Genomic DNA, 22,601 nt, shown 5'->3' on the forward strand with positions numbered 1-22,601 from the left:
GGGGGTGAGGGGGCGGGGTCGGCCGCTCAGACCAGGGCGGCGGGCTGGGAGAGCGGAACGCCGAGGATGTCGCGGAGCGTCGTGCCCTCGTACTCCGTGCGGTAGACGCCGCGCTCCTGGAGGAGCGGGACGACCTCGTCGGTGAACCGGTCGAGACCGTGGGGCGTGAGCGACGGCACGAGGATGAAGCCGTCGGTGGCACCGCTCTGCACGACCTCGTCGATGCGCTCGGCGATCGACGACGCCGTCCCGACGAAGGTGGCGGGCGGTGCGACGGCGATCGCGAGCTCGCGGATGCTGAGGGACTCCGCCTCGGCGCGCGCCGCCCACTGCTCCGCCAGGTTCCGGCGGTCCTCGAAGCGCATCGCGCGACCCTGCCACAGCTCGACGTCCTCGCGCAGCAGCGCGACGTCGGGCAGCGGCCCGTCGGGGTCGACGCCGTCGAGCTCGATGCCCCACAGCGCCTCGATCGACCGGACGGCGGTCGCACCGCTGATCTGCGCACGGCGTTCGGCGTAGGCGCGCTCGGCGGCGTCCGCCTCGTCGTCGCCGATGACGAAGGTGGCGCCGGGGAGGATCTTCAGCGCGCTGCGCGGCCGTCCGAAGGACGCGAGGCGCTGGGTCAGGTCGTCGGAGAACTCGCGCGCGGGGTCGCCGACGGCGAAGGGCGAGAAGATCGCGTCGGCGCTCTTCGCGGCGACATCGCGGCCCTCACCCGAGACGCCGGCCTGCAGGATCACGGGGCGTCCCTGGCGGCTCGCGGGAACCGGGAAGACGGCCTCGATGTCGAAGAACGGCGACTCGTGCCGCACCGGCTCGCCGGTGCCCGCGGCATCCCACAGCTCCCACGCGGTGTCGACGAAGTCTCCCGCGCGCCGATAGCGGTCGGCGTGCGGGAGGAAGCCGCCGCGCCGGAAGTTCGCACCGGTGAAGGCGTCCGAGCTCGTCACGACATTCCAGCCGGCCCGGCCGCGCGACACGGCATCGACCGAGGCGAGCTGCCGGGCCAGCTCGTACGGCTCGTTGAACGTCGAGTTGAGGGTGCCGACGAGTCCGATGCGCTCCGTGACGGCGGCCAGTGCCGCGAGCACCGTGAGCGTGTCGGGGCGGCCGACGACGTCGAGGTCGTGGATCCTGCCGGCATGCTCGCGCAGGCGCAGACCCTCCGCGAGGAAGATGAAGTCGAAGAGCCCGCGTTCGGCGGTCGCGGCGAAGTGCCGGAACGACGAGAACTCCGTCTGGCTGCCGGCGCTGGGGTCGGACCAGATGGTCGTCGCATTGACGCCGGGGAAGTGCGCGGCCAGGTGCACCTGGCGCTTGTCGGTCGCGGTCATCGCGTCGCATCCTCTCGGTCGGCGGTCGCATAGCGGCTGGGAAGGCGGGGGATGCCGAGGCGCTCGCGGAGGGTGGCGCCGTCGGGGAGGGATGCCGCGACTGCGGCGATCGCCCCGCTCCAGGCCGACGGCTCGGCGGGGAGCTCGGCGAAGACGAGCACCGCGCCGTCCGTCTCACCCGCCGTGAGCTCGGCGAGCACGTCGGCGACCCCGTCGGGCCCGAGCGTCGTGGCATCCAGATCCACCACGATGGCCGGCGTGCGGCCGGCATCCTCCGCCGCGGCGCGGGCGCGGTCCGCCTCCTCGGGTGCGACGCGCACGATGTCGGCGCTGCGCACGGCGACGTTGAGAGCCGCGTCGTCGCCGGGCACGACGCGCACGATGACCGGCGGGTTGCCCTGGACCGTCCGAGGGACGATGGAGGGGCCCTTGATCGAGAAGAAGCGGCCCTCGAAGTCGATGTGGTGCACGCGGTCGCGGTCGATGAACCGGCCGGTGTCGACGTCGCGGATGATCGCGTCGTCCTCCCAGCTGTCCCAGAGCCGGCGGGCGACCTCGACCGCCTCCTCCGCCTCGGCCCACGCGTCGGCGGTCGCCGGCGCCTCGCGGCGACCGAAGGCCGCGGCATCCCGAGCCGACGTCGTGATCGAGGCCTGCCACCCCGCGCGTCCCTCCGCGACGATGTCGAGCGTCTGGATCGCCTTGGCGACGTGGAACGGCTCGGTGTGCGTCGTCGACACGACGGGTGCGATCGCAATGCGCGTCGTCTGGGGCGCGGCGAAGGCCGCGAGCGTCGGGGCGTCGACGGCCACGAGGTCGCCGGACGGCGAGTAGTCGTCGCGGACGACGAGCAGGTCGGCGCCGGCCTCGTCGAAGATGCGGGCGGCATGCACGACGAGGTCGACGAGGCCGGCGTCGCGCCCCGTGCTCGGGATGTCGACGCCGACGAAGAGTCGTCGGGTGAAAGCCGCCGTCGGTGCAGCGCTCATGGGTCCTCCTGCATATCGGGGACCCGAGTCAAGCGAAGCCCGGCGCCGACGCCAAAGTGCGTCGTCACCCGGCGTAGCAGAGCCGTCAGTCGGGGTCGGAGGGGTCGATCGGCGCGTGGTGGTCGAAGCCGGCGGTGCCGTCCTTCAAGTACCCGCTCACGGCGAACTGCTCGCGAGGGAGCGCGAGCTGGGTGCGCAGGTGGCGGCGGAGAGGGACGAGACGGGATGCCTCGCCGGCGGCGAAGACGAAGGTGCCGGCATCCACCCCCAGGGTCCTGACCGCCTCGGCGAGATCGGCGCCGCCGGCGGTGAGCGAGAAGTCCGACCGCCCGGACTCCTGCCGCAGGTACGTCTCGACCCAGGCGAGGTCGCCCGCGACGTCGGCCACGACGTCGACGCGAGTCGAGGAGGGAAGCTCGGCAAGCCAGCGGGACGCGGACGGGAAGGCCGTGGGGTCGACCACGAGCACTGCGCGGTCTGCCCCCTGCGGCGCCTCTTTCGATGCGCGGGGGCCGACGATCACGAGCCGGTCGCCGGGCTCCGCCTGCCCGCCCCACGCGGCGGCGGGCCCCGGGTCGGCGTGCAGCAGGATGTCGAGGTCGACGAGCACGCGATCGCCGTCGCGCCGCGGATGCAGCGGCGTGAAGTCGCGGGCGAACGTCGGCGCCTCCGGACGGACGATGCCGTCCTCGCCGGGTCCGACGGCGCGCGGGGCGGCGAGCTCGCCCGTCGCGGGATCGGGGAAGAAGGCGCGCACATGGTCGGTCGGACCGGAGCTCGCGAAATCGTCGAAGTCGTCGCCGGTCACGGTGACCCGCACGAACTCCTCCACCGGGTGCGACACCGCCACGACGGTCGCCTCCCGGGCCGTGAAGCGGTGACGGCCTCCCGCGCGGAAGAAGGGTGGGACCGTGGCATCCGACATGTGAATCCTCCTCGCGGATCGCACGGAGCGACCCCGTCCAGCAAACCATGTGGGGCGAGAACCGCGGGTGCCTCGTAGGGTGACAGGCATGAGCCGAACGCACATCCGCGACTTCCACGACGACGACCTCGACGGCATCGTGCGGCTCTGGGAGACCGTCCACGACGCCGTCGCGACGCCCGTCTACTCGCTCGCCGAGGTCATCGCCTCGTGCCAGGTCGACCACGCCGTCGTCGCGGTGCGGGGCGAGCGGATCGTCGGCGCCGCCGTCGGCCGCGCCGCGCACGCACAGGGCTGGATCGTCTTCTTCGGGACGATCGACGAGGATGCCGCGAACCAGGTGGGCGCCTCGCTCCTGGATGCTCTGGAGCGGCGCATGGCGACGCTCGGCCTCGCGAAGCTCTCGGTGCTCGTCGCGGGCGACGGCGGACCCGTCGAGGCGCTCACCCAGAACGGCTTCGGCCTGCAGCATCGCCTGCGCTACCTCGAGCGGCAGATGCCCGTGCAGCGGCGCGAGCTCGACCTCCTGAAGGAGGTCGGCGGACGCATCATGCCGCGCCACCTCTGGGAGGCGGTCGCCGGGATGCAGCACGAGAAGGAGCTGCTCGAGGAGCGCCTCGTGACACCGCTCGCCCGGCCCGACCTTGCCGAGCGGTTCGGTGTCGTGCCGCCGCGCGCCGTCATGCTGTTCGGTCCGCCCGGCACGGGCAAGACGACGTTCGCCAAGGCGGTGGCATCCCGTCTCGACTGGCCCTTCGTCGAGGTGTTCCCCTCGCGGCTCGGCGACTCGCCCAAGGGCATGGCGGCGGCACTGCGGGCGACCTTCGAGTCGATCGGCGATCTCGAGCACGCCGTCGTCTTCATCGACGAGGTCGAGGAGATCGCGTCGCGCCGGCGCGGCGACCCCCCGTCGCCGACGCAGGGCGTGACGAACGAGCTGCTCAAGCTCGTGGCCGAGTTCCGCGAGCGCGAGGGACGCCTGCTGATCTGCGCCACGAACTTCGTGCGGGCACTGGATGCCGCCTTCCTGCGCCACGGGCGGTTCGACTACGTCATTCCGATCGGATTGCCGGATGCCGAGGCGCGCCGTGCGATCTGGACGCGCTACGTGCCGCCCGCCGTGGCACCGACCGTCGCCTTCGACGTGCTCGTGGAGGCGAGCGAAGGGCTCACTCCCGCCGACATCGAGTACGCGGCGCGCCGCGCATCGCAGAACGCGCTCGCTCAGGCGCTCCGCGACCCGGAGGCCTCCGACACCGAGGCGCTCGCCACGGGCGACTATCTCGAGGCCCTGGGCGCGACGCGCGCGACGGTGTCGGAGGAGACGGCGGGGGAGTTCGTCGACGACATCGACTCGTACGCGCGCCTCTGATCCGTTCCCCGGAGGCCGCCCGCGGCGTCAGCGCCGCGTGCCGATGCCCTGCTCGTACGCCCAGATCGCGAGCTCGACGCGATTGCGGGCGCCGAGCTTGGTCATGGCGCTCGCGAGGTGCGTCTTGACGGTGCTGAGCGAGATGTGCAGGCCGGCGCCGATCTCGGTGTTGCCGAGCCCCTGCGCCACGAGCGCGACGACGGCCTCCTCCCGCTCCGTGAGCGGGCGCGACGGCGGTGCCGACGGCCGCTCGGTGCCGGCGAAGGCAGCGATGAGCCGCACCGTCACCGCCGGGTCGATGAGGGCGTCGCCCCGCGCGGCCGCGTGCACCGCCTCCGCGAGCAGGGCTGGGCCGGCATCCTTCAACAGGAATCCACGGGCGCCGGCGCGCAGCGCCGCATACACGTACTCGTCGAGGTCGAACGTCGTGATGACGACCACGGGGAGCGGCTCGGAGACATCCGGGCCGGCGAGCAGCCGCGTCGCCTGGAGCCCGTCCATCACCGGCATCCTGATGTCGAGGAGGCACACGTCGGGCCGCGACTCGCGCGCGAGCGTCACCGCCTGCGCGCCGTCCGCCGCCTCGGCGACGACCTCGACGCCGGGCTGCGCGTCGAGGATCATCCGCAGCCCCGTGCGCACGAGGTCCTGGTCGTCGGCGATGAGGACGCGGACCGTCACGCCGTCCATCCCTTCCGGGGGAGAGCCGCCGTGACCGTCCAGCCGCCCTCGGGATCGGGGCCTGCCTCGCACGTGCCGCCGAACAGCGCCGCGCGCTCGCGCATGCCTCGGATCCCGAATCCGGGAGGAGTGGATGCCGCGGCCTCGCCGTCGTCGTGCACCCTCAGGCGCACTCCCTCGCCGTCGACGACTACTTCGACATCGACGCGCGTCGCGCTCCTCGCATGCCGGCGCGCATTCGTCACGGCCTCCTGTGCGAGCCGGAAGACGGCTGCCGCGACGGGTGCGGGCACCGCCGCGATGTCGCCGCCGACGGTCACGGACACGGGCGGCGCATCCGTCCGCTCCAGAGTGCGCAGGTCGCGAAGGGCCGGGGTCGGGGCCAGGTCGGCGGGGTCCGTCGCACGCAGGACGCCGACCATCGCGCGCATCTCGCGGAGGGTCCGGGATGCTTCGCCCTCGATCGTGCGCAGGACGTCGGCCGTGGCATCCGGATCCGTCGCCGCCACCGTCGCACCTGCCTGAGCCTGGATGGCGATCGCCGAGACGTGGTGCGCCACGGTGTCGTGCAGGTCGCGCGCGAGCTGCTCGCGCTCGAGGAGCCGGGCGCGCTCGAGCTCGCGCACGCGGGAGGCGCTGCGCCACCGCAGGGCGACGCCGAGCGTCGCCGTCGTGACGGCGACGGCGACGCCGCCGACGAGGTCGGTCGGGGTCGGCGCGCGTGAGACGAAGGTGAGGACCATGCCCAGGGCGACGAGCGCTCCGCCGAAGATCATCGCCCGGCCGGACCCCCACCGGAACACCGAGTAGAGCAGGATCAGGAAGTACGCGGTCGTGAACGCCTGCGGGTCTCCGCCGGTCGCGAGGCTCACGATGGTGCCTGCCGAGAAGGCCACGGCCAGCATCGTGAAGGGCCGCCGGCGGCGCCAGAGGAGCGTCACCGCCAGGCCGGCCAGCACGACCGCCCAGAGCCAGCGCCACGGGAGGTCGGGGCGAAGCGCCGCCTCGACGATCGCGAGCACCGGGATCGCGCCGACGAGCGCCCAGTCGCGCCACACTCGACGTGGCGGAGCCGGGGAGGCCGCCGGCGCGTCCCACAACGCGCGGACCGGGCTCGTCATGCCCTCATGATAGGTGCGCGCTCCGCGCGCCTCGGGCGACGGATGACCCGCGCGCGCGGCGACGGATGACGACCTCCGCGACGGCGAGGTTGAGGCCCCAGCCGGCGGCCATGAGCACCGTGTACACGACCGGGCCGGGCGCGCCGACGACGAGTGTGTACGGCAGCACGGTCAGCACCTGCGTTCCGGCTCCCAGTCCGATGGCGTACGCCCGGGTCATCCAGGCGCTGTGCCTCCGAACGTCGCCGCGCCGGATCGCGAGGAACGCTCCGACCAGCGCGGCCGCCATCGTGAGCGCGAGGACGATCCGGATCGCGGAGAGAGCCGGGGTCGTCACCGCGGAGGGCAGCGCGTAGAAGAGCGTCATCCACAGACCGGAGAGCGCCGAGGCGAGACCGGCTGGAACCAGCACGCGGCCCGCGATGCGGTGCCAGCGGCGCCTGCGCAGCGACGGCGCGAACTGCAGCGCGCCGAGCACCAGGAAGAGGCTCGAGCCGACGATGTGCACGACGACCGGGATCGGCGAGTCGAAGAACCGGGCGTTGTCGGCGGTGACGGTCGCCCCCGTCGTGAGCTGCGTGAGGCGGGAGGCCCCCGCGATCATCGGGACGAGGCTCAGCAGGATGAGCCCCGCGGGAGCGAGCCATTCCGTCGCTCTGTGGGCGGTGGGCGGTGGGGCGACGGCGGTGGTCATGCCGTCATGGTGCCGGGAGGGGATGCCCGACCGCATCGGCCGAGAGGCTCGCGTCTCCTCGTCCGATCGGCCGATCCTCGGCGGATCAGGCGCCGTTCACGAGGTAGTGCTCGATGACGTGATGGGCGATGGCGATCGAGCTCGTCGCGGCGGGTGAGGGCGCGTTCCGCAGCAGCGTGATCGGCCCGACCTGATCGACCGCGAAGTCGTCGAGGAGCTCGCCCGCGCGCCCCCACGCCTGGGCTCGAACGCCGGCGGCCGACTTGCGGGTGAGGTCGGACTGCCGCAGCTCGGGGATGAACCGGCGCGCCTTCTGGAAGTAGAGGGGCTTCAGGAGCGACCCGGAGATCTCGTCGACGCCCATCCGCCAGTGCTGCTTCGCGAGCGGCCACGCACCCGGCCAGCGCAGCGACTCCCACGTGTCCTTGGCCGACCACTGGAGCCACGTGTACCCCTCGCGGCGAAGAGCCGGGACGGCGTTCGGGCCGACGTGCACGCTGTCGTAGACGCCGCGCGTGAAGTGCACCCCGAGGAACGGGAACCTCGGGTCGGGGACGGGGTAGATCATGCCCCTCACGAGGTCGATGCGCTCGGGCGCGAGCTCCCAGTACTCGCCCCGGAACGGCAGGATCTTCGGCGACGGGTCGGCGCCCACGAGGAGTGCGAGGACGTCGGACTGCAGGCCGGCGCACACCACGAGCCGATCGAACACGTCCTCAGACACGGGCGTCGTCACCCGAACGCGGCCGTCCTCGCGCCGGATGCCGGTGACTTCGTGCCCGAGGCGGATCGCCCCGCCCGCGGCCCGGACATCCTGCGCCATCGCCTCCGTGATCGAGGCGTAGTCGACGACGGCCGTGTGCGGCGAGTGCACGGCGGCGACGCCCCTGACGTGCGGCTCGATCTCGCGCAGCCGTCCGACGCCGTCGATGCGCGCCAGATCCGGGACGCCGTTCGCGGTGGATCGCCGCTCGATCTCGGCGAGGGCGTCGAGCTCGGACTCGTCGACGGCCACGACGAGCTTGCCCACCTCCCGATAGGGCAGGCCCTTCTCGGCGCAGAACTCCCGGATCGACACTCGTCCCGCGGCGCACAGCGTCGCCTTGAGCGATCCCGGCTTGTAGTACAGGCCGGCGTGCACGACGCCGGAGTTGTGGCCTGTCTGGTGCTCGGCGAGCCGGTGCTCCTTCTCCAGCACCGTGACGTCGTCGCCCCGCGCCGACAGCGCCCGCGCGAGGGCGACGCCGACGATCCCGCCGCCGATGATCCCCGTCGTGCCCATCAGCGTCCCCGGGGTGCGCTCGTCAGTCCTCGACGACCCGCGCCGCGATGTCGGTGCGGTACTGGCCGCCCTCGAGCGAGATCTCGGCGAGCGCCCGATACGCGCGGTCGCGCGCCTCGGCGAAGGTCGTGCCGAGCCCGACGACGTTGAGCACGCGACCGCCCGTCGCGACGAGAGCGTCGGGCGAGACGGCCGTGGCCGCGTGGGCCAGGTGGACGCCCTCGACCGCGGCGGCGGCATCCAGTCCCGTCAGCGGCCGTCCCGTGACGGGCGATTCGGGGTAGCCCTCGGACGCGAGCACGACGGTGACGGCCGCGGCATCGGCGAACGCCGGACGGGGGTAGTCCTCGAGGTTGCCCGAGGCCGCGGCCAGCAGCAGCTCGGACAGCGGATCGAGGAGACGCGGGAGGACCACCTGCGTCTCGGGGTCGCCGAAGCGCGCGTTGAACTCGATCACCTTGACGCCCTGCTCCGTCAGGATGAGGCCCGCGTAGAGCAGCCCGATGAAGGGCGTGCCCTCGGCGTCGAGGCGGTGGATGACCGGTTCGGCGATCTCGCGCGTGACGAAGTCCACGAAGGCCTGCTCGGGGTCGGACGCCTCACCCTCGATCGCCCAGCTCTCGAAGCGCTCGCCGAGCCACGGCAGCGGCGAGTACGCACCCATGCCGCCGGTGTTCGGGCCCTCGTCGCCGTCGCGGAGGCGCTTGAAGTCCTGCGCGGGGCTGAGCGGGAGCACGTGGTCGCCGTCGCTCAGGAAGAACAGCGACACCTCGGGCCCGGCCAGGAACTCCTCGACGAGCACGGGGCCGGTCGCAAGATACGCGTCGGCGTGCGCGAGCGCCGCCTCGCGGTCGGGTGTGACGATGACGCCCTTGCCGGCCGCGAGTCCGTCGGCCTTCACGACGTGCGGCGCGCCCAGGTCGTCGAGCGCCGCCTCGACCTCGGCGCGGGTGTGTGCGCGCATGGCACGACCGGTGGGCACGCCCGCGGCATCCATGATCCGCTTCGCGAACGCCTTGGACCCCTCGAGCTGCGCCGCCGCCTTGCCGGGACCGAAGACCGGGATGCCGCGCTCGCGCAGCGAGTCGGCGACGCCCGCGACGAGCGGAGCCTCGGGGCCGATCACGACGAGGTCGATCGCCTCGGCGTTCGCGTAGTCGGTGACGGCCGCGGGGTCGTTCGCGTCGAGGTCGACGATCGTGGCGTCCTGTGCGATGCCCGCGTTGCCGGGAGCGGCGAACACCTCGTGGGCGACCTCCTCCGACCGGAGGGCGAGGATGATGGCGTGCTCGCGAGCACCGGAGCCGAGGACCAGGATTCGCACCGGACAAGCCTACCGGCGGCCTCTGCGGGCCCGAGGCGTGCGGAACTCCGGCTCGCTGGTGCGCGGGGGGCGTGCCTCGGCCCCCCGAGGCGTGCGGAACTCCGGCTCGCTGGTGCGCGAGACGGCGTGTCGCGGCCCGTGCGGCCACCTCCGCCCCAGGCTGCCGTCGTACGGGACGGCGTAGCGTGGCAGCGTGGCCAAGAAGATCGGCGTCGACGAAGGGCGCGCAGCCCTCAACGCGGTGCGCGCCGCGGGCGCGGCATCCACTCGCCCCGCTCGCGCCGATCACGCGACGGCCGTCCGCTATCTGCTGCAGCTCCTCGCCGAGAAGGCGCCGGGCAACTCGGTCGAGGTGCGCGTGCCTCCTTTCGGCGCGGTGCAGGCCGTCGAAGGTCCCCGGCACACGCGCGGCACGCCGCCCAACGTCGTCGAGACCGACCCCGACACGTGGATCGCGCTCGCGACGGGGGCCGAGCAGTGGAGGGATGCCGCGGCCGCCGGCCGCATCAGCGCGTCGGGCGTGCGCTCCGACCTCTCCGACCTCCTGCCGCTGCGCCCCTGACCCCCGCCCGCACCTCTCCCGTCCGTAGCCCGTGCTCTCGCCGAGCGCCCATGTCATGACCGGCGCGACACACGGGCTTTCGGGGACAGCACGGGCTATCGGTACGAAGGCGGGGACAGCACCGCCCGGCAGGCGGACAATGGATGCATGGGACGCGAGCCCATCAGCCCGTTCGACGGGGACGACCCCGACGAGAGCGAGCACGTGGTCGGCGAGGAGTGGGAGGCCGGCGCCGTCCGCCGCGCCCCGCGCTACGGGCGCATCTTCTTCTTCAGCATCGTCGCCGGGCTCGTCGTGGCCGGCATCCACACGGCGGCGTCCACGTCGGTCGCGGCGCCCGCGGATCCCTTCGCGACCCAGCTCTCCGGCGTCGTCTGGACCTTCGGGGTCCTCGCCGCCGTGTGGGTCGCCTTCGCGCTGCTCCTCGCCGCGACGCTCGTCATCGTGCTCGACCGCGTGCTCGGCCGGCGCGTCACGCCGGTCATCACGGAGCACACGACGGTCATCTCCGACGACCTCACATCGCCCATGACCGACGAGGTGCCGTGGTGGATCCGGGAGGCGGATGCCGAGGCCGGCGATCGCAGGGACGAACCGCCGCGCCGGCCGCCTGAGGGATGATTGATTCCATGTCCGAGCCGCGCACGCCCCCCACGACACCCGACGCCGTCCGTCGTACGGAGCGGGTGCGCGTCCGCCGCGCGCCGAAGTTCTCGGTCTTCCTCGTCGTCGGCGCGGGCCTCGGCCTCCTGACGGCGCTGATCCTGACGTTCTCCTTCAACGGCACGAGCGGCCAGAGCGCGAACACGGGTCTCATCTACTCGTCGGGCCAGGTCTTCGGGTTCCTCGCGCTCATCTGCGTCACGATCGGGGTCGCGGTCTTCGCCGTCCTGGCTCTCATCCTCGACCGCACGGTCGGCCGACGCACCCGCGAGGTCACGGTCGACCGCGAGACGGTGCAGGAGCCCGACGCCCAGGACTGAGGTCAGGCCAGCTCGGCGATGATCGGGTGGATCGCGGCGTCGAAGGCCGCGACATCGCCCCGGAGCCCGTCGGTGACGGCGATCGTGAGCGACCCGATCCACCACACTCCGCGCTGAGCGAGCGGCAGCACCTGCACGTTGAGCTCGAACGAGTGCGCACGTCGACCGACCTGGCGCTCGTGCTCGGCGATCGCGCTCGCGTATGCGCGGTACGAGACGCCCGGCTTCGCCGCGGCCTCCTTGCGGTAGCGCTCCTTCGCCGACTGCGAGTACGCGAGCGCTTCGGCGGCGAACGGCGTGATCGCGGCGCGCAGGTCGTCGCAGCCCTCGAGCGGCAGTGCGACGAGCGTGTCGAATCCGTCGACGAGATCGAGCGGCACGGGTGACGGGTGCGCCTGGGGCTCGACCGTCATCGCCCAGTACTCGCGCCACTGGCGTTCCAGCCGCGCCTGCGCGTCGTCGTCGCGGGAGACGAGGCGGGGAGGGATGCCGCGCAGCTGCGGAAGCTCATCGGGCGAGCGGAGGCCGAGCACCTGCCGCAGATAGAGGGCGAGCAGGACGGGCTGACTCGCGTCCTCGCGAATCACCCACTCCGGTGCACCGCCGCCGCCCATGCCGTCATTCTAATTCGGGCCCACCGACATGAGACGGCTGAAGACCGCTCCTCTCGCCGTCCGAGACCGTCAGCCAGGCGGAGTCTCACGGATCGGGAGGGGAGGGATGCCGCGGCCCCGGCGCCCGGCATCCGCCCAGGCGAGCCGCCGGTAGTCTTGACGCGTGGCATCTCCCACCGACGATGCGCCCGTGACGGGCGCCCCCGCCGACTCCTCCGCAAACCCGTACACCGCCGCCGGCGTCGACACCGCCGCGGGCGATCGCGCTGTCGAGCTCATGAAGTCGGCCGTGCGCCGCACGCACGGGCCCGAAGTGCTCGGCGGTGTCGGGGGCTTCGCGGGCCTCTACGACGCGTCGTTCCTGCACGAGTACCGCAAGCCGCTGCTCGCGACGAGCACCGACGGCGTCGGCACGAAGGTCGCGATCGCGCAGGCCATCGACAAGCACGACACGATCGGCCGCGACCTCGTCGGCATGGTCGTCGACGACATCGTCGTGGTCGGTGCGAAGCCGCTCTTCATGACGGACTACATCGCGACGGGCAAGGTCTTCCCCGAGCGCATCGCCGACATCGTGCGCGGCATCGCCGACGGGTGCGCCGAGACGGGCACCGCGCTCGTCGGCGGCGAGACCGCCGAGCACCCCGGACTCCTCGGTCCGAACGACTACGACGTCGCGGGCGCCGCGACGGGCGTCGTCGAGGCGGATCGCGTGCTCGGCGCCGACCGCGTGCGCGACGGCGACGTCGTCCTCGCGCTCGCCTCGAGCGGACTCCACTCCAACGGCTACTCCCTCGTGCGGCACATCGTCGCGGGGGCAGGCATCCAGTACGGGGACAACGCCCCCGACTTCGGCGCGACGTGGGGCGAGACCCTCCTCGAGCCGACGCGCTTGTACACGTCGCCGCTCCTGCGCCTCGTCGCCGACACCGACGACGCCGTGCACGCCCTCAGCCACGTGACGGGCGGCGGCATCGCCGCCAACCTCGCGCGCGTGCTGCCCAAGGGCACGTGGGTCGAGGTCGACCGCTCCACGTGGTCGCCGGCGCCGGTCTTCCGGGTGCTCGCCGACCTCGGGTCGCTGAGCCTCGAGCAGACCGAGGGCACGTGGAACCTGGGCATCGGGTTCCTCGCGGTCGTGGTGGCCGATCGGGCCGAGGCCGCGGCATCCGCCCTCTCCCGTGCCGGTGTCGAGACCTGGCAGGTGGGCGTCGTCCGCGACGACGCGCTGCCGGCGGGCGAGTTCGAGCAGGGCGCCAAGGGCGTCGACGGCGGGGCCGTGCGCCTCGTCGGAAGCTACCGAGACGGAGCGAAGTAACACCCCATGTGCGGAATCGTCGGGATGGTGGGCCAGGGGTCCGTCAACCAGGAGATCTACGACGCCCTCCTCCTCCTGCAGCACCGCGGGCAGGACTCCACGGGCATCGCGACGGCGGAGCGCAACGGCGTGTTCCACATGACCAAGCAGCGCGGCCAGGTGCGCGAGGCGTTCCGCACGCGCGACATGCGGTCGCTGCTCGGCGAGATCGGCCTCGGTCACGTGCGCTACGCGACGAAGGGCACGGCGTCGAGCGAGGAAGAGGCCCAGCCCTTCTACGTCAACGCCCCGTACGGCATCGTCCTCGTGCACAACGGCAACCTCACAAACACGCGTGAGCTGACCGACGAGCTCTTCCACAAGGACCGCCGGCACCTCAACACGAGCTCCGACACCGAGCTGCTCGTCAACGTGCTCGCCAACGAGCTGCAGTCGTCGATCTCGGGCCTGCAGCTCGATCCCGCGCAGGTGTTCGACGCCGTGTCGCGCGTGCACGAGCGCGTCGAGGGCTCGTACGCCGCGATCGCGCTGCTCGCCGGCTACGGCCTGCTCGCGTTCCGCGACCCGTTCGGCATCCGCCCGCTCATCATCGGAACGCGCCCGGCGGACGAGGGGGGCTACGAGTGGATCGTCGCCTCCGAGTCGCTCGTGCTCGAGAACGCCGGCTTCGAGGTCGTCCGCGACGTCGACCCCGGCGAGGCCGTCTTCATCGACCTCGAGGGCCACCTGCACACGAAGCAGTGCGCACCGCAGGCGACCCTCGCGCCGTGCTCGTTCGAGTACGTCTACCTCGCGCGTCCCGACTCCGTCATGAACGGGATCTCGGTGTACGAGGCGCGGCTGCGCATGGGCGACCGCCTCGCCGACACGATCGCCAAGTACACGCCCAAGGGCGCGATCGACGTCGTCATGCCGATTCCCGACTCGTCCCGGCCCGCCGCCATGCAGGTCGCGCGCAAGCTCGGCATCGAGTACCGCGAGGGCTTCTACAAGAACCGCTACATCGGCCGGACGTTCATCATGCCCGGTCAGGCGGTGCGCAAGAAGAGCGTGCGCCAGAAGCTCAACGCGATGTCGACCGAGTTCAAGGGCAAGAACGTGCTCCTCATCGACGACTCGATCGTGCGCGGCACGACGTCGAAGGAGATCATCCAGATGGCCCGGGATGCCGGGGCCAAGAGCGTCACGTTCGCGTCGGCCGCTCCGCCCGTACGGTTCCCGCACGTCTACGGCATCAACATGCCCTCGCGGCACGAGCTCGTCGCGCACGGCCGCACGATCCCCGAGATCGCGGAGGAGCTGGGCGCCGACTACATCGTGTACCAGGAGGTCGAAGACCTGAAGGCGGCGATCCTCGAGGGCTCCGACATCGACGACCTCGACATGAGCTGCTTCGACGGCCGCTACGTCACGGGCACCGTGTCGGACGAGTACCTGGCCTGGGTCGAGGGCTCCCAGGAGTCTTGAGCGACGCCGAACCCCGGCCCGTCGGGCGGGGGCGTGCCCTCGCGCTCGTCGGCATCGTGCTGCTGGCGTTCTCGCTGCGGTCGGCCGTGGCATCCCTGTCGCCCGTGCTCGACCATGTCGCGCAGGACTTCGCGGTGCCGGAGTGGGCGGTCGGCCTCATCGGCACCGCGCCGCCCGTGTGCTTCGCGATCTTCGGCGTCCTGACGCCCCAGTTCGAGCGGCGGCTCGGGCTCGAGCGCCTGGTCGTCATCGCGCTCGCGGTCGCCACGATCGGCATGGTGGCGCGCGGCCTCGCGGTCGACGCCCTCACGCTGCTCGGGTCGACGGCGCTCATCTTCGCGGCCGTCGGCACGGGGAACGTGCTGCTCCCGCCGCTCGTCAAGAAGTACTTCCCCGATCGCGTCGGGCTCATGACGGCGGTGTTCTCGACGACGATGGCGGTGTCGACGTTCCTCCCGCCGCTCGTGGCCGTTCCGATCTCGGATGCCGCGGGGTGGCGCACCTCGCTCGCCCTCTGGGCGGTCTTCGCAGGCGCCGCGCTCATTCCGTGGATCGGGCTGACGATGCGTGCGCGATCCGCGGCGCGTGCGGCGGCGTCGGACGACCTGGAGGAGACCCGCCCCGGAGTGTTCGGCCGGCTGTGGCGCCTGCCGCTCGCGTGGGCGCTCATGGTGAGCTTCGCGGTGTCGTCGACGATCGCGTACACGTCGTTCGCGTGGCTGCCGTCGATCCTCGTCGACATCGCGGGGGTGACGCCGGCCGCGGCCGGCGCGCTCCTCTCTCTGTTCGCCGCGATGGGCTTGCCCGCGTCTCTGCTCGTGCCGGTTCTGGTGGCGCGGTTCCGGATCGTCCGATCGCTCTACGCCGTCGCCGTCGTGTCGGGGTTCCTCGCGATCGCGGGGCTGCTGTTCGCTCCGACGGCTGCGCCCTGGCTGTGGGTCGCCCTGCTCGGGACGCCGCCGCTGCTCTTCCCGCTCGTGCTCGTGCTGCTCGGACTGCGCACCCGCACGCACGAGGCGACCATCGCACTCAGCGGCTTCGCGCAGAGCATCGGCTACGCGATCGCGGCGGTCTTCCCGCTGACGGTGGGCCTGCTCCACGCGTCGTCGGGCGGCTGGACGGCCGCGCTCCTGCTCCTCGGCGGTGTGATCGCGCTCGCCATCCCGGCGGGCGTCGTCGCGGCGCGCCCGCACACGATCGAGGACGAGTGGGAGCGCCGTCACGGCGCCTGGTCGTGAGCTTGGCCGGGATCGAGCGCTGAGACCGCCCGACCGGCGAGGGCTCGGGTCGGGCGGTCTGACGGCCGTCACGCGGTGACGCGCGCGCCCTCCAGCACCTCGATGAACGCCTTCATCCACGTGCCGTTGTCGGGCCAGGCGCGCGCCGTGACGAGATTCCCGTCCACGACGCCGCCGCCGTCCTCGAACACGCCGCCCGCCGTCTCGACGTCGACCGCGAGCTCGGGGTAGGCGGACGACGTGCGTCCCTCAAGGACGCCGGCCGCGGCGAGGAGGAGCGGACCGTGGCACGTCGCCGCGACAGGCTCGTTCGCCTCGAAGAAGTGCCGCACGATGCGCTTCGCATCGGCGTCGTTGCGGATGTACTCGGGAGCGCGGCCCCCGGGCACGACGATGGCGACGTAGTCGGCCGGGTCGACGTCGGCGAACGCGATGTCGGCATCCCACGTGTGCCCCGGCTTCTCGGTGTAGGTGCCGAAGCCGTCGACGAAGTCGTGCACGACGAACTGCAGCTTGCGCTTGACGGGTGCGCCGATGTGCACCTCGTAGCCCGCCTCCTGCAGGCGGTGATAGGGGTAGAACACCTCGAGGGTCTCGGCGGCATCGCCGGTGAGGATGAGGATCTTGTCTGACATGGGGGGTCTTCCTCTCTGGACATCCGTGTCTCACCCCAAGCGTCGACGGCCGTGGGCGTCCGAAGCGATGCCGGTTCTCATCAGATGCGAAACGGCCGCCGCATACACTCGTCCCCATGGGATCCGACTCCCGCGACGCCGCGGGCATCCGCTCGGCCGACCGTGTCCTCCGCATCCTCGACGAGGTCGGGGGCAGCGCTGAAGGACTGACGGCGGCCGAGCTCGCCTCCAGACTCGGGCTCTCGCCCGCCACGACGTACCGGCTGCTCGCGACCCTGCAGGCGCACGACTACCTCGTGCGCAGCGCCACCTCGCGGTACGCGCTGGGACGAGCCGTCGACGGACTCGGCCGCGCCGTGCGCTCGCAGCTCGTGGCGACCGCCGAGGTGCGCGGCATCCTGGACGACATGCGCGACGCAGCGCGGGCACCCGCCTACCTCACGGTCTTCCGCGGCGACGACATCGCCGTGGCGCACGTCGCCGAGTCGGCCGCGCATCCGAGGATCGGGCAGCTGCACGTCGGCTTCGCCGACGCCGCCCACGTGACGGCGTTCGGCAAGCTCATGCTCGCCGCGCGTGACGACGACGAGGTGCGCCGGTACCTCGAACGGCGCGGCGCCCCCGCGATCTCACCGCGATCCGTGACGGGTGAGCGCGCCCTCCTTCAGCAGCTCGACGAGGTTCGCGCGCTGCAGATCGCCGTCGAGGTCGAGGAGTACATGCCGAAGCTCGCGTGCATCGCGGCCCCGGTCAAATCCCGGAGCGGTCGCACGGTCGGCGCCGTGTCGCTGTCGACCACGGCGGACGACTTCGCCTCACGCGCACACGAGCTCGAGAAGATCGTGCGGCGCGGAGCGTGGCACGTCTCGAGCAGCCTTCACGCCTGACGGTGGGTCAGGCGGGCGTGTCGTGGAGCGTCAGGCCTTCTCGTCCTCGTACTCGTCGGAGTACTTGTCGGCCCACTTGTCGACGTACTCGTCTTCACTGTGGTGGCCGAGTTCGCGCTCGAGCGCCGAGTAGTTGACGCTCGGGCTGTAGGACTTGAGTTCGCGCGCGATCTTGGTGTGCTTCGCCTTCTGACGGCCACGGCCCATGCGGGACCCCCTCATTTCTGAGATCCGGGCGCTGCGCGGGCGTTCCGCTGCGTGGCCCGGGCAATCGCGATCCGGCTGCGAGGCCGGTAAGAGTAGCATTCAGAATAACACGGAGCATCGGGGCACCGGCGGCTCCACACCCATGCAGAAGGGGCGATGGACCAATGGCGGATGAGGCATCCGGAGTCCAGAACAGTGGGGATGCCGCTCCCGCGGTCCGCGGAGCCGTCATCGTCGGGCTCGTTCCGGGTGAACCGCCCCGCGTCGTGAAAGAGGCGGCGCGGTACGCCCAGCTGCTGGGTGCGCATCTCCTCGTCGTGAACGTCGACGTGACGCGCTTCGTGACCTACGAAGACCCCGACGGCTACGTGCACTCCGCGCCCATCGACATCAACGTCGCCGGCGGTGAGGCCGATCTCGTGACCGTGACGAACGAGGTGTCGGCGCTGCTCGACGCATCGGGGCTGGTGTGGAGCGTCACGCAGCTCGTGGGCGACCCGGCCCTCGCGATCAAGCACCTCGCGGATGACGTCGAGGCGCGGCTCATCGTCGTCGGCACGCGCAGGCGGGGGATCGGCGAGTCGATCCGCGAGTTCTTCACGGGATCGGTCGCGGCGCGGCTCGCGCACCGCCAGCATCGGCCGGTGCTGGTCGTGCCCCTCGGGGAGCCGGTGCCCGACGACCAGGAGATCTGGCCCGCATAGCCGACGGCGACCCCAGCCCGTGAGGGCCGGGGTCGCCGGGTCGACCGCGTGAGCCGCTCGGTCAGCCGCGCAGGGTCCGCGTGACGGTGCGCGCGGCCGAGTCGAGCGCCGACTCGAGGTCGTCGACGACCGACGTCGCGAGGAGACCCCCGCGGGCGATGTGCGAGCGCAGGTCGCCGCGGATGCGGCCGCGGAACTCCGCGACGAGCGCCTCGGCGCGATGCAGCTGCTCACGGCTCTCGGCTCGCGGGTCGTCGGCGGGGGACGGGGCATCCCTCGTCGTCGTGCCGCTCCGCTCGTCCTGGGCGGCCGCCGCGAGGTCGGCACGCAGACTCTTCATCGCCTCGCGCACGCTGCCGCGCACCTCGTCGGCGATGAGCCGCACGGAGTCGGCGAGGCCGGCTTCGATGCCCTCGAGCTCACCCGCGCGCGACTCGACCTCGGCGTGCCCGGCCGGTGTGATGGCGTAGACCGTCTTGCGTCCGTCGACGGTCTTGGTGACCAGGCCCTCCTCCTCGAGCTTCGCCAGGCGCGGGTAGATCGTGCCGGCACTCGGGGTGTAGGTGCCGCCGGTGCGATCGGAGAGGGCCTGCATGATGTCGTAGCCGTGCCGCGGACCCTCGTCGAGGAGGTTCAGCAGGTACAGGCGCAGGTCGCCGTGGGAGAAGACGGGGGGCATCACCACGCTCCCTCTGTCGGCGCGTCGCTGGAGGTCGCCTGGCTGGAAGAGGCGTCGGACGGCTGGTCGGGGCTCGTGACGGCCGCGCGGCGGAGCACCGTGATGTCGCCCGACACCGAGTTGACGCGCACATCCGCGAAGCTGCCGCTGAGCTCGCCGATCGAGCCGACGTAGTTCGTCGTGAGTCCGCCGCGGCCCGAGCGCACGGTGCCGTCCACCTGAACGCGACCGCTGACGCTGCGCATGGCGTAGTTGGCGGGGAGCCCCTCGTCGAGCCGCACGGTGGCCGAGCCGCTGACGGTGTTGAGGCTCACGGCGTGCGTGTCACCGCGCGAGTCGACGAGCATCGCGCCGCCGACCGTGTCGATCGTGGCCTTGCGCAGCTCGCCGGTCGCGGCGACGTCGCCGGAGACGCTGTTGGCGCTCAGCGCGCCGGTGAGCTCGCGGATCTGCACGTCGCCCGAGACGGCGTTGACCGACACGTCGCCCTCGAGGCCGTCGGCCATGATGTCGCCCGAGACGGTGTTGAGCTTGGCGTCGCTGCGGATGCCCGAGATGAGCGCGCTCGCCGACACGACGCCGAGGGTCAGCGCGATATCGCGGGGCACGGCGACGCTGATCTCGGCCTTGGGGCCGCCCGCGCCGAAGTTGCGGAACACCTCGAGGAAGTTGTCCCAGCGCAGCTGCGGGTGGTCGATCTCGACGACGTCTCCCGTCGCCTCGATCCTGAGGTCCTTCACGGTGACGGCGTGCACTTCGATCCGGATGCCGGGCTCGTCGTGCGCGACGACGTCGATCTGGCCGCCGATCAGGCCGACCTTCAGCTTGCGCACGTCTTCGATGTCGATGACGCGCGTCTCTCCCGGGTGGACGATCCACTTCTCGAGGGTCATGGGGTTCTCCTTGCTGCGAGGTCTAGTCGCGATATATCGCGTGTTCCGACGATAACACGATATATCGCGTCCATGTCAAGAATTCCGCTTGACCTTGACGCTGCGTCAACCTTTAGCGTGGAGGACGAGAGAGGAGGACGCCGTGGAATGGTCGATCCAGCAGATCGCGAAGCTCGCCGGCACGACGAGCCGCACGCTGCGCCACTACGACGACATCGGGCTGCTCACGCCGTCCGGCGTCGGCGCCAACGGGTATCGCCGGTACGACCAGTCGGCGCTCGTGCGACTGCAGCGCATCCTGCTGCTGCGCGAGCTCGGGCTCGGACTGCCGCAGATCGCCGAGGTGCTCGCGCGGCCGACCTCCGAGGAGAGCGCGCTGGAGGGCCACCTCGCGTGGCTGCGCCAGGAGCAGGGCCGGCTCGACCGCCAGGTCGCGTCGGTCGAGTCCACCATCAGAGCACTGAGAGGAGGTGAACGACTCATGGCAGAGAACATGTTCGACGGCTTCGACCACACGCAGTACAAGGACGAGGTCGAGGATCGCTGGGGCAAGGACGCGTATGCGCGCTCCGACGCCTGGTGGCGCGGAATGAGCGCCGACGAGAAGTCGGCGTGGCAGGAGCGGACGGCGGCGCTCGGACGCGACTGGACGGCCGCGGCCGGCTCCGGCGTCACGCCGGACAGCGCCGAGGCGCAGGAGCTCGCGGCCCGTCACGTCGCGTGGCTCACCGGCATCCCGGGAACCCCCGCGGAGTCGCCTGGCGGAGACATCAAGGCGTATGTGACCGGGCTCGGCGAGATGTACGTCGCCGACCCGCGGTTCGCGAAGAACTACGGCGGCCAGTCCGGCGCCGAGTTCGTGCGCGATGCGCTGCGCGTCTACGCCGACGCCAATCTGTGATCCATGCGACGCCGCCCGGCCAGAGCCCCCCGGGTCCGGCCGGGCGGCGTCAGCATGAATGCGGCCCTCGCGCGCCCGAAGCGCGAGGGCCACCTGGGGGGATTTGCTCAGACGCGGTTTCGGTTGCCGCTGATGAGTCGGAACAGGAAGACGATCAGCGCGATGATGCCGACGATGATCGCCACCCACAGCAGCCAGCTGAGTGCGGAGTTCAGTCCGCCGACGATCGCCAAGATGATCGCAACCACGATGATGATGATCAGGGCGAGGTTCATGTCGGGGCTCCTTCTGTAAGGGACGCCGCTTTCGGGAAGCGGATGCCCGGGTAGGCATGTGACCACCGTGGCACCGGTCCCGGCGGGCAGGGAGGGGCTTGACGGCCTTCGATTCGCGGTGCTAATCCGCGCGGGCAGGGTGGACGGAGCGCCGGTAATGCCGGCGTGGTCCCGTGTCAATCCCCCCGTTCCGACCCTGGTCGGGGCCTACCGTCGATCCACGGCGGAAGCACCGCGAGGAGGACCCATGCCTGCAGGACGCGGCTCGAACAGCCTCAAGGATCCGGAGCTCTACGAGGAGCTCCGCAAGGACGGCGCGTCGAAGGAGAAGGCCGCGCGCATCTCCAACGCCGCCGCACGCGACGGCCGCGGTGCCGTCGGCAGGCGCGGCGGCGAGTCCGGCGACTACGACGACTGGACCGTCGAGCGGCTGCGCACGCGCGCGAACGAGCTCGGCCTGACCGGCTACTCCCGCAAGCGCAAGGCGGAGCTCATCGACATGCTCCGCAATCACTGAGCGGTCGACGTCCGTGGCACGACTCGCGCGGGTGAGCCCGACGGAGGATCCCGGGCTGCGCCGCGTGCGCTCCGGCTCCGGATTCCGATACGTCACCCCCGATGGGGCGGCCGCAGGCGACGAGGACCGTGAGCGGATCCACCGCCTCGTGATCCCGCCCGCATGGGAGGACGTGTGGATCTCGGTCGACCCGCTCGGCCACATCCAGGCCGTCGGCACCGACGACGCCGGCAGACGGCAGTACCTCTACCACCCGCAGTGGCGGGAGCGCCGCGACCGCGGCAAGTACGCCCGCGCGCTCGATCTCGCCGAGGCGCTGCCCTCCGCGCGGCGCCGCGTCACGAGCTCCCTGCGGGCGGAGGGCCTGCAGCGCGACCGCGTACTCGCGACGTCGTTCCGGCTGCTCGACGAGGGCGCGCCGCGCATCGGCTCGGCCCGCTACCTGGAGCGGCACGGCAGCCGGGGGCTCACGACACTGCAGAGACGGGATGCCGCGGTCGAGGCATCCACCGTCACCCTCTCCTTTCCCGCGAAGAGCGGGCAGCGCGCGCACATCCGGCTCGACGACGCCGACCTCGCCGCCGTCGTCGAGGAGCTGGTCGTCGGCAAGCCGCGCGCCCATCTGCTCGCCTATCGGCACGGGCGCAAGCGCGTTGCTCTGCAGCCCTCCGAGGTGAACGCCTACGTGCGCATGCTGACCGGCGGCAAGTTCACGGCCAAGGACTTCCGGACGCTCCGCGGCACGATCATGGCGGCCGAGGCCCTCGCCCGCATCGGCACGGTCGACACCGAGCGCGACCGCAAGCGCGCGGAGAACCTCGCCGTGCGGGCCACGTCCGAAGCCCTCGGCAACACCCCCGCCGTCGCGCGCTCGAGCTACATCGACCCGCGAGTCTTCAAGGCGTACGAGAAGGGGCGGCTCCTCGACCTCACCGTGTCGGGGGAGTCCGCCATCCGGCGGCTCATCCTGCGCTGATCCCTCCGCGATCGATCCCGGAC

At 71.9% G+C, this 22,601-nt stretch carries 26 protein-coding genes; 12 read left to right on the forward strand and 14 right to left on the reverse strand.

What is annotated here, in order from left to right; genetic code table 11:
* Positions 1-26: 26 nt before the first annotated feature.
* The 3 genes from AAIB33_RS16890 to AAIB33_RS16900 all read right to left on the reverse strand — a co-directional run bounded on the left by AAIB33_RS16890 (position 27) and on the right by AAIB33_RS16900 (position 3,248).
* Positions 27-1,334 (reverse strand): LLM class flavin-dependent oxidoreductase, encoded by a 1,308-nt coding sequence (locus AAIB33_RS16890; RefSeq protein ID WP_345801118.1) that lies wholly within the window; start codon positions 1,332-1,334, stop codon positions 27-29.
* The gene (locus AAIB33_RS16895; RefSeq protein ID WP_345801119.1) at positions 1,331-2,323 is read right to left on the reverse strand and encodes an LLM class flavin-dependent oxidoreductase; all 993 of its coding nucleotides are present in this window, start codon (positions 2,321-2,323) and stop codon (positions 1,331-1,333) included. The genes AAIB33_RS16890 and AAIB33_RS16895 overlap by 4 nt, the downstream gene beginning before the upstream one ends.
* Positions 2,324-2,408: 85 nt before the next feature.
* Positions 2,409-3,248, reverse strand: coding sequence for a siderophore-interacting protein (locus AAIB33_RS16900; protein WP_345801120.1), 840 nt, complete (start codon positions 3,246-3,248; stop codon positions 2,409-2,411).
* An 88-nt stretch (positions 3,249-3,336) separates the two neighbouring features.
* Here AAIB33_RS16900 and AAIB33_RS16905 point away from each other — a divergent pair, with 88 nt between their 5' ends.
* Positions 3,337-4,620, forward strand: coding sequence for an ATP-binding protein (locus AAIB33_RS16905; RefSeq protein ID WP_345801121.1), 1,284 nt, complete (start codon positions 3,337-3,339; stop codon positions 4,618-4,620).
* 27 nt (positions 4,621-4,647) lie between these two features.
* On the opposite strand, the gene AAIB33_RS16910 is transcribed toward AAIB33_RS16905, so the two are convergent.
* The 5 genes from AAIB33_RS16910 to purD form a co-directional block, all read right to left on the reverse strand.
* Positions 4,648-5,301, reverse strand: a complete 654-nt coding sequence (locus tag AAIB33_RS16910) for a response regulator transcription factor (RefSeq protein WP_345801122.1) — start codon at positions 5,299-5,301, stop codon at positions 4,648-4,650.
* The gene (locus AAIB33_RS16915; RefSeq protein ID WP_345801123.1) at positions 5,298-6,422 is read right to left on the reverse strand and encodes a histidine kinase; all 1,125 of its coding nucleotides are present in this window, start codon (positions 6,420-6,422) and stop codon (positions 5,298-5,300) included. The genes AAIB33_RS16910 and AAIB33_RS16915 overlap by 4 nt, the downstream gene beginning before the upstream one ends.
* 4 nt (positions 6,423-6,426) lie before the next feature.
* Positions 6,427-7,116 (reverse strand): DUF2306 domain-containing protein, encoded by a 690-nt coding sequence (locus AAIB33_RS16920; protein WP_345801124.1) that lies wholly within the window; start codon positions 7,114-7,116, stop codon positions 6,427-6,429.
* A gap of 85 nt (positions 7,117-7,201) precedes the next feature.
* Positions 7,202-8,398: an L-2-hydroxyglutarate oxidase gene (gene lhgO, locus AAIB33_RS16925; RefSeq protein WP_345801125.1), complete on the reverse strand. Its 1,197-nt coding sequence runs from the start codon at positions 8,396-8,398 to the stop codon at positions 7,202-7,204.
* A 22-nt stretch (positions 8,399-8,420) separates the two neighbouring features.
* Positions 8,421-9,722, reverse strand: a complete 1,302-nt coding sequence (gene purD, locus AAIB33_RS16930) for a phosphoribosylamine--glycine ligase (protein WP_345801126.1) — start codon at positions 9,720-9,722, stop codon at positions 8,421-8,423.
* Positions 9,723-9,915: 193 nt separating this feature from the next.
* Between purD and AAIB33_RS16935 the strand changes: the two genes are divergently transcribed.
* The 3 genes from AAIB33_RS16935 to AAIB33_RS16945 all read left to right on the forward strand — a co-directional run bounded on the left by AAIB33_RS16935 (position 9,916) and on the right by AAIB33_RS16945 (position 11,267).
* Positions 9,916-10,284 carry a sterol carrier family protein gene (locus AAIB33_RS16935; RefSeq protein WP_345801127.1) on the forward strand — a complete coding sequence of 123 codons (369 nt, stop codon included), beginning with the start codon at positions 9,916-9,918 and terminating at the stop codon, positions 10,282-10,284.
* A 147-nt stretch (positions 10,285-10,431) separates the two neighbouring features.
* Positions 10,432-10,905 carry a hypothetical protein gene (locus tag AAIB33_RS16940; RefSeq protein ID WP_345801128.1) on the forward strand — a complete coding sequence of 158 codons (474 nt, stop codon included), beginning with the start codon at positions 10,432-10,434 and terminating at the stop codon, positions 10,903-10,905.
* A gap of 8 nt (positions 10,906-10,913) precedes the next feature.
* Positions 10,914-11,267 (forward strand): potassium transporter Trk, encoded by a 354-nt coding sequence (locus AAIB33_RS16945; protein WP_345801129.1) that lies wholly within the window; start codon positions 10,914-10,916, stop codon positions 11,265-11,267.
* Between the two features lie 2 nt (positions 11,268-11,269).
* On the opposite strand, the gene AAIB33_RS16950 is transcribed toward AAIB33_RS16945, so the two are convergent.
* Entirely contained in the window at positions 11,270-11,881 is a 612-nt protein-coding gene (locus AAIB33_RS16950) for a zinc-binding alcohol dehydrogenase (protein WP_345801130.1), read from the reverse strand.
* 190 nt (positions 11,882-12,071) lie between these two features.
* Between AAIB33_RS16950 and purM the strand changes: the two genes are divergently transcribed.
* The 3 genes from purM to AAIB33_RS16965 are packed head-to-tail and all read left to right on the forward strand — an operon-like array spanning position 12,072 to position 15,904.
* Positions 12,072-13,199 carry a phosphoribosylformylglycinamidine cyclo-ligase gene (gene purM / locus AAIB33_RS16955; protein WP_345803462.1) on the forward strand — a complete coding sequence of 376 codons (1,128 nt, stop codon included), beginning with the start codon at positions 12,072-12,074 and terminating at the stop codon, positions 13,197-13,199.
* A gap of 6 nt (positions 13,200-13,205) precedes the next feature.
* Positions 13,206-14,666, forward strand: coding sequence for an amidophosphoribosyltransferase (gene purF / locus AAIB33_RS16960; RefSeq protein ID WP_345801131.1), 1,461 nt, complete (start codon positions 13,206-13,208; stop codon positions 14,664-14,666).
* Complete coding sequence (locus tag AAIB33_RS16965; RefSeq protein WP_345801132.1) at positions 14,663-15,904, forward strand: MFS transporter; 1,242 nt, start codon at positions 14,663-14,665, stop codon at positions 15,902-15,904. The genes purF and AAIB33_RS16965 overlap by 4 nt, the downstream gene beginning before the upstream one ends.
* A 68-nt stretch (positions 15,905-15,972) precedes the next feature.
* On the opposite strand, the gene AAIB33_RS16970 is transcribed toward AAIB33_RS16965, so the two are convergent.
* A complete protein-coding gene (locus AAIB33_RS16970) occupies positions 15,973-16,539 on the reverse strand; it encodes a DJ-1/PfpI family protein (protein WP_345801133.1) in 567 nt (188 codons plus the stop codon).
* A 116-nt stretch (positions 16,540-16,655) separates the two neighbouring features.
* Here AAIB33_RS16970 and AAIB33_RS16975 point away from each other — a divergent pair, with 116 nt between their 5' ends.
* Positions 16,656-17,426: an IclR family transcriptional regulator gene (locus AAIB33_RS16975; protein WP_345801134.1), complete on the forward strand. Its 771-nt coding sequence runs from the start codon at positions 16,656-16,658 to the stop codon at positions 17,424-17,426.
* A 30-nt stretch (positions 17,427-17,456) separates the two neighbouring features.
* Here AAIB33_RS16975 and AAIB33_RS16980 read toward each other — a convergent pair whose 3' ends face one another.
* Positions 17,457-17,633: a DUF3073 domain-containing protein gene (locus AAIB33_RS16980; RefSeq protein ID WP_345801135.1), complete on the reverse strand. Its 177-nt coding sequence runs from the start codon at positions 17,631-17,633 to the stop codon at positions 17,457-17,459.
* Positions 17,634-17,797: 164 nt separating this feature from the next.
* Here AAIB33_RS16980 and AAIB33_RS16985 point away from each other — a divergent pair, with 164 nt between their 5' ends.
* A complete protein-coding gene (locus AAIB33_RS16985) occupies positions 17,798-18,337 on the forward strand; it encodes a universal stress protein (protein WP_345801136.1) in 540 nt (179 codons plus the stop codon).
* A gap of 61 nt (positions 18,338-18,398) precedes the next feature.
* On the opposite strand, the gene AAIB33_RS16990 is transcribed toward AAIB33_RS16985, so the two are convergent.
* Positions 18,399-19,016: a PadR family transcriptional regulator gene (locus tag AAIB33_RS16990; RefSeq protein ID WP_345801137.1), complete on the reverse strand. Its 618-nt coding sequence runs from the start codon at positions 19,014-19,016 to the stop codon at positions 18,399-18,401.
* Complete coding sequence (locus AAIB33_RS16995) at positions 19,016-19,909, reverse strand: DUF4097 family beta strand repeat-containing protein (protein ID WP_345801138.1); 894 nt, start codon at positions 19,907-19,909, stop codon at positions 19,016-19,018. The genes AAIB33_RS16990 and AAIB33_RS16995 overlap by 1 nt, the downstream gene beginning before the upstream one ends.
* A gap of 142 nt (positions 19,910-20,051) precedes the next feature.
* Between AAIB33_RS16995 and AAIB33_RS17000 the strand changes: the two genes are divergently transcribed.
* Positions 20,052-20,810, forward strand: a complete 759-nt coding sequence (locus AAIB33_RS17000; RefSeq protein ID WP_345801139.1) for a MerR family transcriptional regulator — start codon at positions 20,052-20,054, stop codon at positions 20,808-20,810.
* Between the two features lie 107 nt (positions 20,811-20,917).
* Here the strand turns inward: AAIB33_RS17000 and AAIB33_RS17005 are convergent, their stop codons facing one another.
* Complete coding sequence (locus tag AAIB33_RS17005; protein ID WP_345801140.1) at positions 20,918-21,085, reverse strand: hypothetical protein; 168 nt, start codon at positions 21,083-21,085, stop codon at positions 20,918-20,920.
* Between the two features lie 247 nt (positions 21,086-21,332).
* Here AAIB33_RS17005 and AAIB33_RS17010 point away from each other — a divergent pair, with 247 nt between their 5' ends.
* Both AAIB33_RS17010 and AAIB33_RS17015 read left to right on the forward strand, forming a co-directional pair.
* Complete coding sequence (locus tag AAIB33_RS17010; RefSeq protein WP_345801141.1) at positions 21,333-21,602, forward strand: Rho termination factor N-terminal domain-containing protein; 270 nt, start codon at positions 21,333-21,335, stop codon at positions 21,600-21,602.
* Between the two features lie 13 nt (positions 21,603-21,615).
* Entirely contained in the window at positions 21,616-22,578 is a 963-nt protein-coding gene (locus AAIB33_RS17015; RefSeq protein ID WP_345801142.1) for a DNA topoisomerase IB, read from the forward strand.
* Positions 22,579-22,601 lie beyond the last annotated feature (23 nt).

The organism is Microbacterium sp. AZCO, from assembly GCF_039614715.1.
In the GTDB taxonomy this organism is placed as follows: Bacteria; Actinomycetota; Actinomycetes; order Actinomycetales; family Microbacteriaceae; genus Microbacterium.

Coding starts and splice junctions, on each gene's coding strand:
- AAIB33_RS16890 (WP_345801118.1), bottom strand. CDS start 1,334: ATGACCGCGACCGACAAGCGCCAGGTGCACCTGGCCGCGCACTTCCCC.
- AAIB33_RS16895 (WP_345801119.1), bottom strand. CDS start 2,323: ATGAGCGCTGCACCGACGGCGGCTTTCACCCGACGACTCTTCGTCGGC.
- AAIB33_RS16900 (WP_345801120.1), bottom strand. CDS start 3,248: ATGTCGGATGCCACGGTCCCACCCTTCTTCCGCGCGGGAGGCCGTCAC.
- AAIB33_RS16905 (WP_345801121.1), top strand. CDS start 3,337: ATGAGCCGAACGCACATCCGCGACTTCCACGACGACGACCTCGACGGC.
- AAIB33_RS16915 (WP_345801123.1), bottom strand. CDS start 6,422: ATGACGAGCCCGGTCCGCGCGTTGTGGGACGCGCCGGCGGCCTCCCCG.
- AAIB33_RS16920 (WP_345801124.1), bottom strand. CDS start 7,116: ATGACCACCGCCGTCGCCCCACCGCCCACCGCCCACAGAGCGACGGAA.
- lhgO (WP_345801125.1), bottom strand. CDS start 8,398: ATGGGCACGACGGGGATCATCGGCGGCGGGATCGTCGGCGTCGCCCTC.
- AAIB33_RS16940 (WP_345801128.1), top strand. CDS start 10,432: ATGGGACGCGAGCCCATCAGCCCGTTCGACGGGGACGACCCCGACGAG.
- AAIB33_RS16945 (WP_345801129.1), top strand. CDS start 10,914: ATGTCCGAGCCGCGCACGCCCCCCACGACACCCGACGCCGTCCGTCGT.
- AAIB33_RS16950 (WP_345801130.1), bottom strand. CDS start 11,881: ATGGGCGGCGGCGGTGCACCGGAGTGGGTGATTCGCGAGGACGCGAGT.
- purF (WP_345801131.1), top strand. CDS start 13,206: ATGTGCGGAATCGTCGGGATGGTGGGCCAGGGGTCCGTCAACCAGGAG.
- AAIB33_RS16970 (WP_345801133.1), bottom strand. CDS start 16,539: ATGTCAGACAAGATCCTCATCCTCACCGGCGATGCCGCCGAGACCCTC.
- AAIB33_RS16975 (WP_345801134.1), top strand. CDS start 16,656: ATGGGATCCGACTCCCGCGACGCCGCGGGCATCCGCTCGGCCGACCGT.
- AAIB33_RS16980 (WP_345801135.1), bottom strand. CDS start 17,633: ATGGGCCGTGGCCGTCAGAAGGCGAAGCACACCAAGATCGCGCGCGAA.
- AAIB33_RS16985 (WP_345801136.1), top strand. CDS start 17,798: ATGGCGGATGAGGCATCCGGAGTCCAGAACAGTGGGGATGCCGCTCCC.
- AAIB33_RS16990 (WP_345801137.1), bottom strand. CDS start 19,016: ATGCCCCCCGTCTTCTCCCACGGCGACCTGCGCCTGTACCTGCTGAAC.
- AAIB33_RS16995 (WP_345801138.1), bottom strand. CDS start 19,909: ATGACCCTCGAGAAGTGGATCGTCCACCCGGGAGAGACGCGCGTCATC.
- AAIB33_RS17005 (WP_345801140.1), bottom strand. CDS start 21,085: ATGAACCTCGCCCTGATCATCATCATCGTGGTTGCGATCATCTTGGCG.
- AAIB33_RS17010 (WP_345801141.1), top strand. CDS start 21,333: ATGCCTGCAGGACGCGGCTCGAACAGCCTCAAGGATCCGGAGCTCTAC.